The sequence below is a fragment of the Streptomyces sp. 8K308 genome, from assembly GCF_004348315.1.
Taxonomy (GTDB): Bacteria; Actinomycetota; Actinomycetes; order Streptomycetales; family Streptomycetaceae; genus Streptomyces.
The window spans coordinates 25,325-37,925 of record NZ_SMKC01000033.1; the positions used below are offsets into that span (position 1 = coordinate 25,325).

11 protein-coding genes are annotated in these 12,601 nt (G+C 74.1%); 6 read left to right on the top strand and 5 right to left on the bottom strand.

From position 1 onward, the window contains the following. Positions 1 to 162: 162 nt before the first annotated feature. Positions 163 to 1,965: a hypothetical protein gene (locus tag E1265_RS07800; RefSeq protein ID WP_132929499.1), complete on the top strand. Its 1,803-nt coding sequence runs from the start codon at positions 163 to 165 to the stop codon at positions 1,963 to 1,965. 40 nt (positions 1,966 to 2,005) lie between these two features. On the opposite strand, the gene E1265_RS07805 is transcribed toward E1265_RS07800, so the two are convergent. The 3 genes from E1265_RS07805 to E1265_RS07815 form a co-directional block, all read right to left on the bottom strand. Then, positions 2,006 to 2,845 (bottom strand): endo alpha-1,4 polygalactosaminidase, encoded by an 840-nt coding sequence (locus E1265_RS07805; protein ID WP_132929500.1) that lies wholly within the window; start codon positions 2,843 to 2,845, stop codon positions 2,006 to 2,008. Positions 2,846 to 2,960: 115 nt separating this feature from the next. Further along, positions 2,961 to 6,110: a molecular chaperone Hsp90 gene (locus E1265_RS07810; RefSeq protein ID WP_132929501.1), complete on the bottom strand. Its 3,150-nt coding sequence runs from the start codon at positions 6,108 to 6,110 to the stop codon at positions 2,961 to 2,963. Between the two features lie 59 nt (positions 6,111 to 6,169). Continuing rightward, on the bottom strand, positions 6,170 to 6,949 hold the full coding sequence (locus E1265_RS07815; RefSeq protein WP_132929502.1) for a DUF3027 domain-containing protein: 780 nt from the start codon (positions 6,947 to 6,949) through the stop codon (positions 6,170 to 6,172). Positions 6,950 to 7,235: 286 nt separating this feature from the next. Here E1265_RS07815 and E1265_RS07820 point away from each other — a divergent pair, with 286 nt between their 5' ends. Genes E1265_RS07820 through E1265_RS07835 form a run of 4 tightly spaced genes read left to right on the top strand, consistent with a single transcriptional unit; the run spans position 7,236 to position 10,903 of the window. Then, positions 7,236 to 8,639 carry an MFS transporter gene (locus tag E1265_RS07820; protein WP_207930996.1) on the top strand — a complete coding sequence of 468 codons (1,404 nt, stop codon included), beginning with the start codon at positions 7,236 to 7,238 and terminating at the stop codon, positions 8,637 to 8,639. A gap of 28 nt (positions 8,640 to 8,667) precedes the next feature. Next, positions 8,668 to 9,255, top strand: coding sequence for a hypothetical protein (locus E1265_RS07825; RefSeq protein WP_132929503.1), 588 nt, complete (start codon positions 8,668 to 8,670; stop codon positions 9,253 to 9,255). A 41-nt stretch (positions 9,256 to 9,296) separates the two neighbouring features. Beyond that, positions 9,297 to 10,028, top strand: a complete 732-nt coding sequence (locus E1265_RS07830; protein WP_132929504.1) for a futalosine hydrolase — start codon at positions 9,297 to 9,299, stop codon at positions 10,026 to 10,028. After that, a complete protein-coding gene (locus tag E1265_RS07835; RefSeq protein ID WP_132929505.1) occupies positions 10,025 to 10,903 on the top strand; it encodes a 1,4-dihydroxy-6-naphthoate synthase in 879 nt (292 codons plus the stop codon). Before E1265_RS07830 ends, E1265_RS07835 begins: the two co-directional genes overlap by 4 nt. A 7-nt stretch (positions 10,904 to 10,910) precedes the next feature. Here the strand turns inward: E1265_RS07835 and E1265_RS40245 are convergent, their stop codons facing one another. Further along, entirely contained in the window at positions 10,911 to 11,291 is a 381-nt protein-coding gene (locus E1265_RS40245) for a cold-shock protein (protein WP_132929506.1), read from the bottom strand. 166 nt (positions 11,292 to 11,457) lie between these two features. Between E1265_RS40245 and E1265_RS07845 the strand changes: the two genes are divergently transcribed. Then, entirely contained in the window at positions 11,458 to 11,682 is a 225-nt protein-coding gene (locus E1265_RS07845; RefSeq protein WP_132929507.1) for a hypothetical protein, read from the top strand. Positions 11,683 to 11,834: 152 nt separating this feature from the next. Here the strand turns inward: E1265_RS07845 and E1265_RS07850 are convergent, their stop codons facing one another. After that, positions 11,835 to 12,458 (bottom strand): HAD family hydrolase, encoded by a 624-nt coding sequence (locus tag E1265_RS07850; RefSeq protein WP_132929508.1) that lies wholly within the window; start codon positions 12,456 to 12,458, stop codon positions 11,835 to 11,837. Positions 12,459 to 12,601 lie beyond the last annotated feature (143 nt).

Sequence of the window (12,601 nt, forward strand, 5' to 3'; positions counted from 1 at the left end):
CGGTTGCGGGCGGCGGAGTGGACGGGGCGTCACGCCCCGAAACCACATCACGCTTTTGTTCACCGAGCTGTCGCCCGGGCGACGCCGCAGGGCAACTACCATGGCGCCCTGCGGAAGTTATCTCTGCCGCATCCTTTTCCATCGCAAATAGGCACGGGGGCCATGCCAGGACCAGATCTCGGGTTCGCCAAAGAGGATGTCGAGCGCGCCGCCGGCCGCTCCCCCTGGCGGCGGCAGGAGCAGTTCACCACGGAACTCGACACGGATGACATGGCGCAGACCGCCGCCATCTACGCCCGTGCCGCGGAGGAGAGCGTCAACTCCCTGGAGTTGTCCGAACGCGCCTCCGAGTTGGCCGCCGAGTCCGGGGAGTTGGACGGTGCCACACTGGCGGACGGTGAGGAACGCGTCACCATCACCACCCGGGATCTCGACTCCAGGGGCATGGAGAAGACGGTCGGCTCCCTCCAACAGGCCATGAACCTCGCCCTCGTCGCCGAGGAGGCCGTGATCGGCGTCATCGCCGGCGGGGACGTCCCCCAGGGCGCCGGCGAGTATCTGCCGGGCAGACTCGACGCCACCCGCGCCAACGGGAAGTGGACGAGGGGCAACGGCCTGGACGCGCGGGTCCAGCGGCACGCGGAGGAGGCCGTGGCCGAGTACAACGGCTGGGCCACGGCGCTGAGCGAGGCCTACTACCGGATGCGCGCCTGGGAGTACGACACCCCGCCCACGATCCCCATCCAGTACCAGGGGCGTTGGCGGGACATCCAGCCCGTCATCGGCGCCGACGGAAAGGCCGACTACTCGGTTGAGCCGCTGGCTCAGGAGGTCCGCGACCGCCATCTGCGGGCCGCGGCCGACGACGCCGTCGACGCGGACGAAGACATCGTCGAGGCCATCGACGGCTACCGCACCCGCCTCAGCGGCCTGGCCTACGACCTCGTCTCCGCCGGGGTCGACATCTCCAGGGGTCCGCTCGACCTGTTCGTCACCGAGGACATGGCCGCCTGGTCAGCAGAGCGGATCAACGAGGCGTTCGGGCCGGGAGTCGACGCCGTGCCGTCGCGGATCCGGTCGTACCTGGCCGGCCTCGAGGGCATCACCGAGTCCGTGTACGGCGGCACCCCGCTCCACCCGGCCCGCGACCTCACCCCGGCCGAACGAGCGTTCCTGGAGCGGTTCTACGGCGACCTGACCCCCCACGCGCTGGGCGGACTCGGCAACCTGGACACGGCCGACCGCGACCTCCAGGGGCTCCTGGACGCGCGGGCCGTCAGGCAGAGCGTCGGCGACGGCGTCAACGCCCTGTTCGACCCGGCCGTGGGCGGCATCGCCCCCGGTCCCAACGGCGAGCGGGTGCCCGACTCGATCCGGTACTACGTCTACGACTACGCCTCCCACCTGGAGTACCCCACCCGGGACATGGTCGCCGACTTCGACGGCTTCGGCCGCCTGATGGGGGAGTCCATGGCCCCCTCGGGACCGGAGTTCAGCCGGGACACGGCCCACGCCGCGGTCGACATCGAGCGCACCACCCGGGACTTCGTCGAGACCGACGGCACCCCCATGAACGAGGGCACCCGCAACCTCCTGGGCATAGCGGCGCGCCGCCCCGAGATCGCGGCCGAACTGCTGAGCGACCCCGAGTTCGCCGAGAACATGCTCAACGCGGGCTACCCGACGAGCGAGCCCGGCGAGCAGCGGCAGCGCGGGGCCGAGGGGGTGAGCGGCTTCGTGCACCAGGCGGCCCAACTGCCCGACGGGGTCGACCCGGACAGCGCCGAGGGCCGCGTCTACGCCGACGCGGCCTACAACTACCTGAACTACGCATCCACGGCCGACACCCTCGCGGACACCGCCGACCAGCCGGTCGGCTTCCATAGCCGCACCGCCATCGCCGAGGAGTGGACCCGGCGCGACCCGGAGCGGTTCGGCGAGTTCGCCTGGCTCGTCGAGGAGTGACGCCGGTGGGCGGGCCGGGCCGGCCCGCCCACCGGCGGGCTCAGACGGCCGCCGGGCAGGTCTCCCGCCAGGCGTCCAGGTCGTAGTTCTTCAGCAGGGAGCTGAGGCCGAGCGGGACGGTGACGGGGCAGAACTCCTCGGTCGTCAGCTCGTACTCGACGTGGAAGACGGCCTTGCCCGCGTCGATGAACGGGGTGAGCGCCTCGCACTCGTCGTACTGGGCGCACTGCTCGTTGACCGCGAAGTCGAAGTCGTCGACGAGCTCGGGGATCTGGTCCAGGTCGTTCTTCAGGCCGATCGAGAGACCCCGCTCGTGGGCCAGGTTCGCGATCATGCGGTTGAAGACCAGCTGGTCCTCGGCGGTGAGGTCGAAGCCGGTCTCGTTGGCGTAGCCGTCGACGTTGTCCGGCTCGATCGCGTCGAAGCCCTTGTCCGCGCACATGTCGAAGCGCTCGGCCATGATCGGCTCCAGCACGTCCACCGCGCGGATGTCCAGCCAGCGCTCGCCCGGCCAGCCGTTGGGCCCGCCCAGCACCTCCTCGGGGAACTCGTCCGCGTCGGGGCGGAAGTCCTCCCAGGCGCCGACGCTGATGTAGCAGATCACCCGCACGTCACGCTCGTGCAGCTCCTCGACCACGGCGGCGTCGTTCTCAAAGCCGTCGATGTCGTAGACCGGGACGTCGATCGAGGTGTCCACCTCGCCGATGAGCTGCCACTGCCAGTCGGTGCCGGGCTCCGGGGTCCAGTACTCCGAGGTGACGGCCGCCTCCTCGAGGTCGGGCGACGACGGCTCGGGGTCGGGATCGCCGGCGCCTGCCGAGCAGGCGAACAGTAACGGCACCACCGCCAGCGAAGCGGCCACGCAGGTCAGCCGAACCATCGGACGGTCTCCAACTCGTCGGCGCGGGACGGGGCCCCCACAGGGAGGCAGGGGCGAAACGACCCCGCCGCTGCCGCATGGCCAGGGCCAGGCCCGCCGCCAAGCGCTCGGCGGGTCAGTCGAACCATCGGGCGGTCTCCAACTCGTCGGCGCGGGACGGGTCTTCCAGCAGGGCGGCGAGCTCGAACCGGCGCGGCCACTGGCCGGTGGCCCAGGCCAGGCCGGCCGCGAGCCCCTCGAAGGTGGCGGCGTGCAGCGTGCCGTCCGGGGCGAGGCGCCAGTCCAACTCGACACCGTCGACGACCAGTTCGTCGTGTTCCACGTAGCCGGCCGGGGTGTCGGGGCCGAGCAGGGCGTGCGCCGCCTCCGGCGTGTCGCGGCGGGTGCCGCCCTCCGGGACCGGCGCCGGCAGCGCGGCGCTCAGCGGGCGCACGTCGAGCACGGCGGCCAGCGCGGCGGCCCGCTCCGGCGGCACCGGCAGCAGCGCGCGGCCGGCCGCGAGCGGCAGCAGGTCGGGCGCGTCGGCCACCAGCGCCTCGGCCACCGGCACCACCGCGACCGAGCCGTCGACCACCGCGCACAGCTCATCCGGCAGGGTGACGTCGGCCGGGTCCAGGTCGGCCAGCAGGGCGTAGAGGCCGTGCAGCTGGGCCGGGACCACCGCCGACTCGGGGTCGACGAGCCGGCTCAACAGCTCGGCCGCGCCGCCCGGCTCGGCGAGCAGCGCCCGGGCCGTGGTGCGCACGCCGAGCGCGTGCAGCACGTCCTCGTCGGCGTCTGCGGTGTCCGCGTCCTCGTAGAGGCCGGCCAGCAGCGGGTCGCCGTCGGCCGAGCGCAGGCCCACCGGCTCGCGCCCGCCGAGCACCGGCGCGCCGCGCAGCCACCAGGCGCTGTACGGGCGGGCCGGCTCGACCGAGCCGTCCGGCATCCGCACCCGCACGGGCGTGGTCAGCGCCTCCCGGTAGGGGGCGCGGGAGAATAGCGCCAGGGCGCGCGGCCACTGCTCGTCCGACACCAGCTCCAGGTCCCGGATGGCGACCACCTCGGCCGCCACCGGGGGCAGCTCGGCGGGCGGCAGCGCGTCCAGCACGTCCTCGCACCAGACGTCGACGGCCTCCAGCAGACCCAGGTTGTCCGGCTCGGGGTAGCCGACGTCCCGCTCATCCTCCAGCTCGTCCGGGTCGAGGACGACGTCCTGGGCCCGTATCAGCACGAAGTCGGCCTGCACGCCGACCGCCGTCAACGGCTGCTCGCCCCAGCGCTCGACGAGCTCCGGGGCGACGGCGGCGAGCTCGTCGGGCTCGATGATCTCCGCGAACGGGCTGCCGGGGAGGATGAGATCGGCGGCCGGACTGAGATCGCCGTCCTCGTCGGGCAGGGCGAGCGCGGCCAGCCATGGCTCCTCGCCCGGCGCCAGGTCCGCCTCCCGGGCCAGCGCCAGCACGAGCTCGGCAAGCTCCTCAGGCGGGATCGCGTCCTCGTCCCACACCTCCGCGTCGGCCGAGGCCGCCACGGCCGCCCGCACCTGCGGAGTGGCCAGCACGGCGCGCGGCGTCGCCGGGCTCGCGCCCAGCTTCTCCAACAGCGGGTGGGCCGCCTCCGGGTGCACCACCTTGAGCCCGAGCCGGCCCAACTCCACCGCGTCCGTGCCGGGCACCGGCAGCAGCGCGCGGCGCGGCCCGATGGTGATGCCGCCGTCCGCCAACGCCACCGGCAGCCCGGTCAGCAGGTCGGGATCGACGCCGGACAGCGACTCGTAAAGCCGCGCCCACCAGCCGGCCGGCCGCTCCACGCCCGCCAGCCGGTCGATCACCTCGCCGAGCGAGACCCGCGCCACCTCCAACACCCGCAGCTCGGCGCGCCGCTCGAGGCCGGCCGGCAACAGCTGCGGGAACAGCTCGGCGAGCACCGCCACCGTCTCGGCGCCGGCCCGCTCCACGAGCTCCGCGTCCCTGGGCCGCAGCGCGACGGCCCTCTCCTCCTCGCCCTCCTCGGCCTCGGCGGCCGGGGCGGCGGCGCGCGGCAGGAACGCCGTGCCTGGCAGCCGGTCGAGCAGCGCCTCGCGCAGCCTGCCGTCCAACTCGCCACGGCCGAGCGGCCCCGGCACCAGGCCCAGGATGTCGCCGGTGACCGGCCGCCAGTCGGCGAGCAGCGCCGCGTAGGCGGCGGCGGCCCGGTCGAGCAGGAAGTCGGTGAGCGGCCCGGGCGCGACATGGCGGCGGGTCGGCTCGAGCGGGAAGCTGGCGATCAGCAGCGCGGGCAGGCCGAGCGCGTCGTCCGTCGGCGTCGGGGCGTGGACCACGGCGGGGCTGGTGGGCGCGGCGGGGGCTCCCTCCGCGTCCACCGGCACGGCCCAGGTGACGGACCAGTGGCGCCGGTCGCGCTCCTCGATCGGCCGGTCGGCGAACAGCTCGGGCTTGGCCTCGCCGCTGTCCTGCGAGACCCGCCACCGGGTGGAGCGCACCGCGAGCCCGGCCGGGCCAGGCTCCTCGGTGATCTGCGTGTAGGGCCCGAACTGGCGGCGCGTCAGGGTGCGGGTGCCGCCCGGCGTCTCCACCGCCACCTCGACTAGGCCAGGCAGGGTGAGCAGCAGCGTGTCGTCGACCGCGTCGAGCAGCCGCGTGGCCAGGTCCTCGGCGGCCGCGTCCCGCAGCGGCAGGGTGACGGCCGTGTCGAAGCCGTCCGGCACGGCCGCGGCCGGCTCGGCCGGCGGCAGCGGGAACGGCAGCCGCAGCAGCGGGACGGCGTGCCGCTGGCCGGCCCTGCGGTCCAACTCGTCGAGCAGGGCCGGGTTGTCCGCGCCGGTGGCCCGCGCGAGATCGGCGGCCTCGGCCAGCGACCAGCGGACGGCGCCGGCCGCGCTCGCAATGGTCGGCGCGTCGCTCACGGCCAGCACGGCGGCGAAGCCGACGCCGAAGCGCCCCACACCGCCGGACTGCTCACGCTTGGCGGAGGCGCGCAGGGTGGAGAGCGACTCCACGCCCGCCGCGTCCAGCGCGGCCCCGGTGTTGGCGACGGTCAGCACGCCGTCCCGAAGGGTCAGGCGCAGCCGTCCTGGTGTGCCGGCGCGGGCGGCGGCGTCCGCCGCGTTCTGCGCGAGCTCGATGACGAGCCGGTCACGGTAGCCGCCGCGGGCCAGGTCCTCCTCCGCGTTGGCGTCCTCGCGGAAACGCGCGGGGGAGGCCGCCCAGGCGGTCAGGACGCCGTGCCGCAGCCGCGCGGTACCGAAGGGGTCGGCGGGTTCGGCGTGGTGGTCGGTGGTCACGGGGCGACAGTACCGGGTCCGACCGACAGCCGGCCCCCGGCGAGGGGACGCCCGGGGGCCTACAGCGGATCGGCGCCCAGGTGGTCGATCACCGGCGGCGCGGGCCGCTGCGGCTTGAGCACCTCGGCGGCCTCCGAGTGCGCGCCGCAGCCGTAGGACAACGAGACCACCTGGCCGTCGGCCGGCGCGTACTCGTTGGCGCACACCCCGAACGCCTGCCGCAGCGAGCCGGCCATCGGCAGCAGGAACCCGCAGCTCTCACAGTTCGCCGGCGCCGCCTGGGCCATCGGCGTCTCGGGACCGAACCGCTCCTCCCACCGGTCGGCCGCCTCCTGCACGCCGACCCAGGACAGCACCCGACGGCGCCCGAGCCCCAACTCGTTCGCCACGTCGGCGACCGCGCCGCGCCCGGCCGTCGGCTCCTCGTCCTCGACCTCCTCGCCCGGCGCCTCGGCCAGCACCCCGGGCTCGAGCCGCACGTCGTCCTGCTCGGCCGGCAGCAGGTCGCCAGGGCCCAGGTCGCCAGGGCGCAGCCGCTCGCTCCACGGCACCCAGTCCGGCGCGAGCAGCGCCTCGGGCCCCGGCGTCAGGGCCACCTCGTCGACCGTGACGTACCGGGCGCGGGCGGCGCGCGCCACCGTGACGGCCCAGCGCCAGTCGGGGTAGCCGGGATCGCGGCTCCCGAAGAAGTGGGTGACGAGCCGGTCGCCTTCGGCGACGAGCCCCAGATACTCCCCGATCGGCTGGGGACGCGCCGCCTGCGCCGCGGCGTCGCGGGCGAGGTCGACCGCCTCGGCACAGAGCCGATCGGGTGTGCCGCTTCGCGTCGGGCCTGGCATCCCAGCACTCACAAGAACTCTCCTACGCCGTTGTCCGGTGCGGGCGCCTCAGGGCGAACGGAGCCGACGGAGCGGACGCTGGGACCGCTGCGACGTCGTGCTGTACGAGGCAAGGCGCACCGCCGGCCCACGCTACCGCACGGGCCAGCCGCGCGGCGCCCGGCCCAGGTCAGGTCAGGTGGGTCGGGCCCGGGCCTCCGCCGCGCGACCCCCGATATCAGAAGGGGACCATCCGCCGCTCGCCGATCCTCGAAGATCGTCCGGTCAGGGCCTAGTCTGGGTAACCGTGGTCGCTGGCAGCTCGTCGGGTACCAGAAGCGGGGGCGGCTCGGGGCGCGTCTCCCGGGCGGTCCAGGCGACCGGGCGTGCCCTGCGGGCCGTGCCGATCGCCCTCGGCCGCCGCATCCGGCGCACGACGCACGCGCACGGCGCGGGCGAGTCAGGGCTCGGCAAGCTGATCGAGCTGCACGCCGTGCACTCCGCGGGCGACATGCTGATCACCATGGCGCTCGCCTCCACCATCTTCTTCTCGGTCCCCACCGGCGAGGCGCGCGGCCGGGTCGCGCTCTACCTGGCCGTCACCATGGCCCCGTTCATCCTGCTGGCACCCGTCATCGGCCCGCTCCTCGACCGGGTGCCGCACGGTCGGCGGGCCGCGATGGCCGGCGCACTGCTCGCCCGCGGCATGCTCGCCCTCGTCATCGCCAGCGTGGTGGCCACCGGCGGCCTCGAGCTCTACCCGGCGGCCCTGGGCGTCATGGTCTGCTCCAAGGCGTACAACATCGTGCGGGCCGCGGTCGTCCCCCGGCTCCTGCCCACCACCATCTCGCTAGTGAAGGCCAACGCCCGCATCACCCTGACCGGCCTCATCTCGGCGGGCGCCATGGCGCCCTTCGGCCTGCTGCTGAACGCCGTCAGCGAACGGGCTCCCCTGTACGCCGCCTGCCTGGTCACGATCGTCGGCGCCTTCCTCTCCTTCCGGCTGCCGCACAAGGTCGACCTGGCGCGCGGCGAGCGCGACGTGCACCTGGCCGAGCTCGCCGAGTCGCGCGCCACGCAGGCGAGGGAGCGGGGCGAGCGGCGCGGCGCCAGCCCGCTGCGGGCCGCCGCCGAGTTCCCCGTGCTCAAGGCGCTGATCGCCAACGGCTCGTTGCGTGCCCTCTCCGGCTTCCTGCTGTTCTTCCTCGCCTTCCTGCTGCGCGGCGAGGCGCTGCCCGGGCTGACCGCAGCGTTCTCGCTCGGCCTCGTCGGGCTCGCGGCCGGCGGGGGCAACGCGCTGGGCAACCTGCTCGGCAACCTGCTGCGCGACCGCGCCCCCGAGCTGAACCTGCTGGTGATACTGGTGCTCGCGCTCACCACGACCGGCGCCGCCGCCGTCGCCTACAACGCGTTCACGGTCGTCGCCGTCTGCGCGGCGGCCGGCATCTGCCAGGCGATGGGCAAGCTGTCGCTCGACGCGATGATCCAGCGGGACGTGTCCGAGGTGGTGCGCACCTCGACGTTCGCCCGCTCCGAGACCGCGGTGCAGATGTCCTGGGTGCTTGGCGGCGCGATCGGCATCTCGCTGCCGCTCAACGGCCCGCTCGGCATGTGGGTGGCGGCCCTGCTGGTGTTGACCGGAGTGCTCGCCTCCGCCCCCAGCCTGGCCGCCGCCGCGCGGCGCGGCACGGCGCACCCCCGCGTCAGGTGACCGTCGGCCGCGCGGGTAACCTGCCCGCATGACTGCGATCTCCACGAACCGGGGCCGCCGGGCCATCCGCACCACGTTCGCCCTCGGCGCTGTTTCGCTGGGACTGGTCGCCCTCTCCGCCTGCGAGCAGCCGAGCCCGAACGCGCACTTCACGCTCAACTCCAACACGGAGTCGCGCGAGACGCCCGCCGACTGCTACGGCCACGGCGACGCGCTCGGCGCCGAGCGGGCGCTGTCCTGCACGGAGAGCAACGACGACGTGCCGACGTTCACCACCCGCGCCGGCGACACCTTCCGGGTCGGCGTCGACCCGGACGTCGCCGAGGACGGCTGGCTGCTGTTCGTCAACGGCCTCCTCTATGACCCCGAGCCGTTCACGACGACGTACCACAGCTTCTCGAGCGACGACCTGTACCGCGCCGCCGAGCAGCAGCAGACCACCCCGGGCCAGGCCCCGCAGACGGAGAACCTGCGGCTCAACGTCGTCGAGGTGTCGGACGACTACGACGAGGACGAGATCCTGAGCTCCCAGACGCAGGAGGAGTACGAGGAGCGGATGTTCAGCTCGCTCGACGGCGTCTGGAACGTCGAGCTCGAACCGCACCAGGGCCACTAGCGAAGCGCTGCTCGCGCCGAGTGGAGCAGGGAGGACGCCGGGTGCAGGTGTTGATCGCGACGGCCGTCGAGTCCGAACGCCAGGCCGTGACCCGCGCCTCCGGCGCTGAGCCCCTGGCCGTCGTCCCCCTGCCGTTCGGCGTCGACCTGCACCGGGTACGCCTGGGCGGCGACGTGACCGCCGATGTCGTCGTGGTGGGTGTCGGGGGCGCGGCGGCGGCGGCCGCGGTGGGGAGCGTCCTGGCGTGGGCCGACGAACCCTACGACCTGGCCGTGTCGGCCGGAATCGGCGGCGGCTTCCGGGAACAGGTGCCCGTCGGCGGTCTCGTCGTGGCCTCAAGCATCGTCGTCGTGGACCTCGGGGCCCAGACCACGGCCGGGTTCTCCGACATGGCCGAGCTCGGGTTCGGCGTCGTCGCCCACCAGCCGCCACCCGAGCTGGCCCGCGCGGTGGTCGCCGCGACCGGCGGCGTCTACGCGCCGGTCCTCTCCGTGTCCACCGTGACCGGCACCGAGGAGCGCCGCGCCGAGCTGGCGGCCCGCCACCGGGGCGCCGCCGCCGAGGCGATGGAGGGGTTCGGGGTGGCCACCGCCGCCGCCCTGCACGGGGTGCCGACGCTGGAGATCCGCGCCGTCTCCAACCCCGTCGGCCCGCGCGACCGCGAGGCCTGGCGCATCGAGGACGCGCTCGACGCGCTCAGCGCCGCGTTCGCCGCCGTCGGGCCCGTCATCGAGGACTGGCACCAGCAGAGGGAACAACGGGAGGCGTCATGACCGCCGAAGCAGTGGCCACGCCGCTTGGCATCGCGTACTCGCCCTGCCCCAACGACACGTTCGTCTTCCACGCCTGGGCACACGGGCTGCTGCCCGACGCCCCCGCCATCGACGTGGACTTCGCGGACATCGACATCACCAACGGCCGCGCCGAGCGCGGCGAGGGCGACGTGCTCAAGGTGTCGTACGCCGTGCTGCCGTGGGTGCTCGACGAGTACGCGCTGCTGCCGTGCGGCGGCGCGCTCGGCCGCGGCTGCGGGCCGCTGGTGCTGACCCGCGAGCCGGCCACCGCCGCCGACCTCGCCGGCCGCACCGTCGCGGTGCCCGGCGAGCGGTCCACCGCCTACCTGCTCTTCCGTCTCTGGGCGGCGGCCCACGTGCCCGGCGGGGTCGGCGAGGTGCGGGTGCTGCCGTTCCACGAGATCATGCCGGCCGTGCGGGACGGATCCGTGGACGCCGGCCTCGTCATCCACGAGGCCCGCTTCACCTACCAGCGGTTCGGCCTGCACCAGCTCGCCGACCTGGGCGAGTTCTGGGAGGCCAGCACCGGCCATCCCATCCCGCTCGGTGCCATCATCGCCAAGCGCTCCCTCGGGCCCGAGCGGCTCGCGGCCCTCACGGACGCCATCCGCGCCTCGGTCCTACGGGCCTGGTCGGACCCCGGGGCGAGCCGCGACTACGTGCTGGCGCACGCCCAGGAGATGGACCCGGCGGTGGCCCAGGCCCACATCGACCTCTACGTCAACGAGTTCACCGCCGACCTGGGCGAGGCCGGCTACGCCGCCATCCGCGAGCTCCTGACCAGGGCCGCCGACGAGGGGCTCGTGCCGCGCCTGCCGGCGGCGCTCGCCGCGCCGGGCCCGGTCGGGGCCTGACCCCGGCTCAGACGTCCAGCTGGTCGGCGACGGCGCGCAGCATGCCGGCGATCTTGCGGCCGTTCTGCCGGTCCGGGTAGCGGCCGCGCTCCAGCTGCTGCGTGACGCTCTCCAACAGGGTCGTCAGGTCCTGGACGATGGAGGCCAGTTCGTCTGGCTTGCGGCGCTGCGCGGCGGCCACCGACGGCACCGGGTCGAGCAGGGTGACGGAGAGCGCCTGGTCCCCGCGCTGCCCGGCGACCACGCCGAACTCCACACGCTGACCCGGCTTCAGCTCCACGCCCCCGGGCAGCGCTGAGGAGTGCACAAAGACATCGCCGCCGTCGTCACGGGAAAGGAAGCCGAAGCCCTTCTCGGTGTTGAACCACTTGACCTTGCCGGTAGGCACGTGTCCTCGTCCTCGCACTCGTCATAACAAGACGGCGGGCCACAGGACCCGCCTTTCACTCCAGGCTAACCGCCCCCTGCCCGGTGACAAGATGCCGCCGGGCCGTTTCGGAGGATCACTGCCCCCGCCGTGCGGCCGGTAACCCTGCGTCTGCCACTCTGTAGGGGTGAGTGAGGCGAGTGAGAGGTCCCCTGGGGACACGCTGGTACGGATCGGCGGCGTGATCTTCGCGGTCGGCGCGGTGGCGACGCTGATCACCATGGTCCCGCTGCTGATCGGCGCCGATCCGCTGCCGACCGTGGCGTACGTGGTGTCGATGCTGATGGGCGTGGGCTTCGCGGTGGCCGGCGCGGGCCTGCTGCGCTCCATCGCGGCGCAGCGGTGGCGCTAGGCTCTGTCCTGCCGATCTTGCCGGTCCCGCGACTCCCTCAGGCCTGGCGGCCTGGGTGGGGGTGCCCCCTGCACGAAGTCTGGGGGAGCACCGCGTCTGACACCGCGGGCCGATCCGACAAGATCGACAGGACAGGACCTGGCCGCCGACGGCTAGACGACCGTCGCGAGGTGCTCGTCGAGCCAGGCCGGGAAGCCGGTCAGGTCCGGCAGCACGACGTGGGCGCCCTCGCGGCGTAGCTCGTCGGCGCTGCACGGTCCGGTGGCGACGGCGACGGACAGCGCGCCGGCCGTGACGGCGCCGCGGACGTCCCCGACGTGGTCGCCGACGTAGACGCCGGCGGCGTGGTCGCGCAGCGCGGCGGCCTTCCCCTCCGCCCAGAGCGAGCCGATGACGACGTCGGGCGCCAGGCCGAGGTGGTTCACGTGCCGCTCCGCGTTGGGCCCGTACTTGGCGGTGACGACGATCACCCGGCCGCCGCGCTCCCGCACGGCCGCGATGGCCTCGCGGGCGCCGGGCATGGCGGGCGTCTCGGCGATCGCGTAGTCGCGGTACATGCCGCGGTAGCGGTCGGCGGCCTCGGCTATCCGCTCGGCCGGGAACCAGTTGGCCAACTCGACCTCGAGCGGCGGCCCGAGCCGGGTCACGGCCAGGTCGGCGTCGATCGGGACACCGGTCTCGCGCGCGAGCGCGAGGTAGACGCTGCGGATCCCTGGACGGGAGTCGATGAGCGTCATGTCGAGATCGAAGCCGACGGTGAGCGGAATGCTTGGCATATGAAACATTCTGCCCGAGCCGCCGCGACGGCCTGTTGACCGGGTGGTTCTCCCCCACCCACCCGTCTATTCCGCGCTTCGCACGGTGGGCGGCCGGTCTGCGGCGGCCGCGCCGCCGGGGCGCTCCGCGCTGGGAGTTGTCC

Bases quoted from the DNA above. Each gene is read 5' to 3' on its own strand.
- E1265_RS07800 (WP_132929499.1), top strand. From the start codon at position 163: ATGCCAGGACCAGATCTCGGGTTCGCCAAAGAGGATGTCGAGCGCGCC.
- E1265_RS07805 (WP_132929500.1), bottom strand. From the start codon at position 2,845: ATGGTTCGGCTGACCTGCGTGGCCGCTTCGCTGGCGGTGGTGCCGTTA.
- E1265_RS07815 (WP_132929502.1), bottom strand. From the start codon at position 6,949: ATGCCAGGCCCGACGCGAAGCGGCACACCCGATCGGCTCTGTGCCGAG.
- E1265_RS07825 (WP_132929503.1), top strand. From the start codon at position 8,668: ATGACTGCGATCTCCACGAACCGGGGCCGCCGGGCCATCCGCACCACG.
- E1265_RS07835 (WP_132929505.1), top strand. From the start codon at position 10,025: ATGACCGCCGAAGCAGTGGCCACGCCGCTTGGCATCGCGTACTCGCCC.
- E1265_RS07850 (WP_132929508.1), bottom strand. From the start codon at position 12,458: ATGCCAAGCATTCCGCTCACCGTCGGCTTCGATCTCGACATGACGCTC.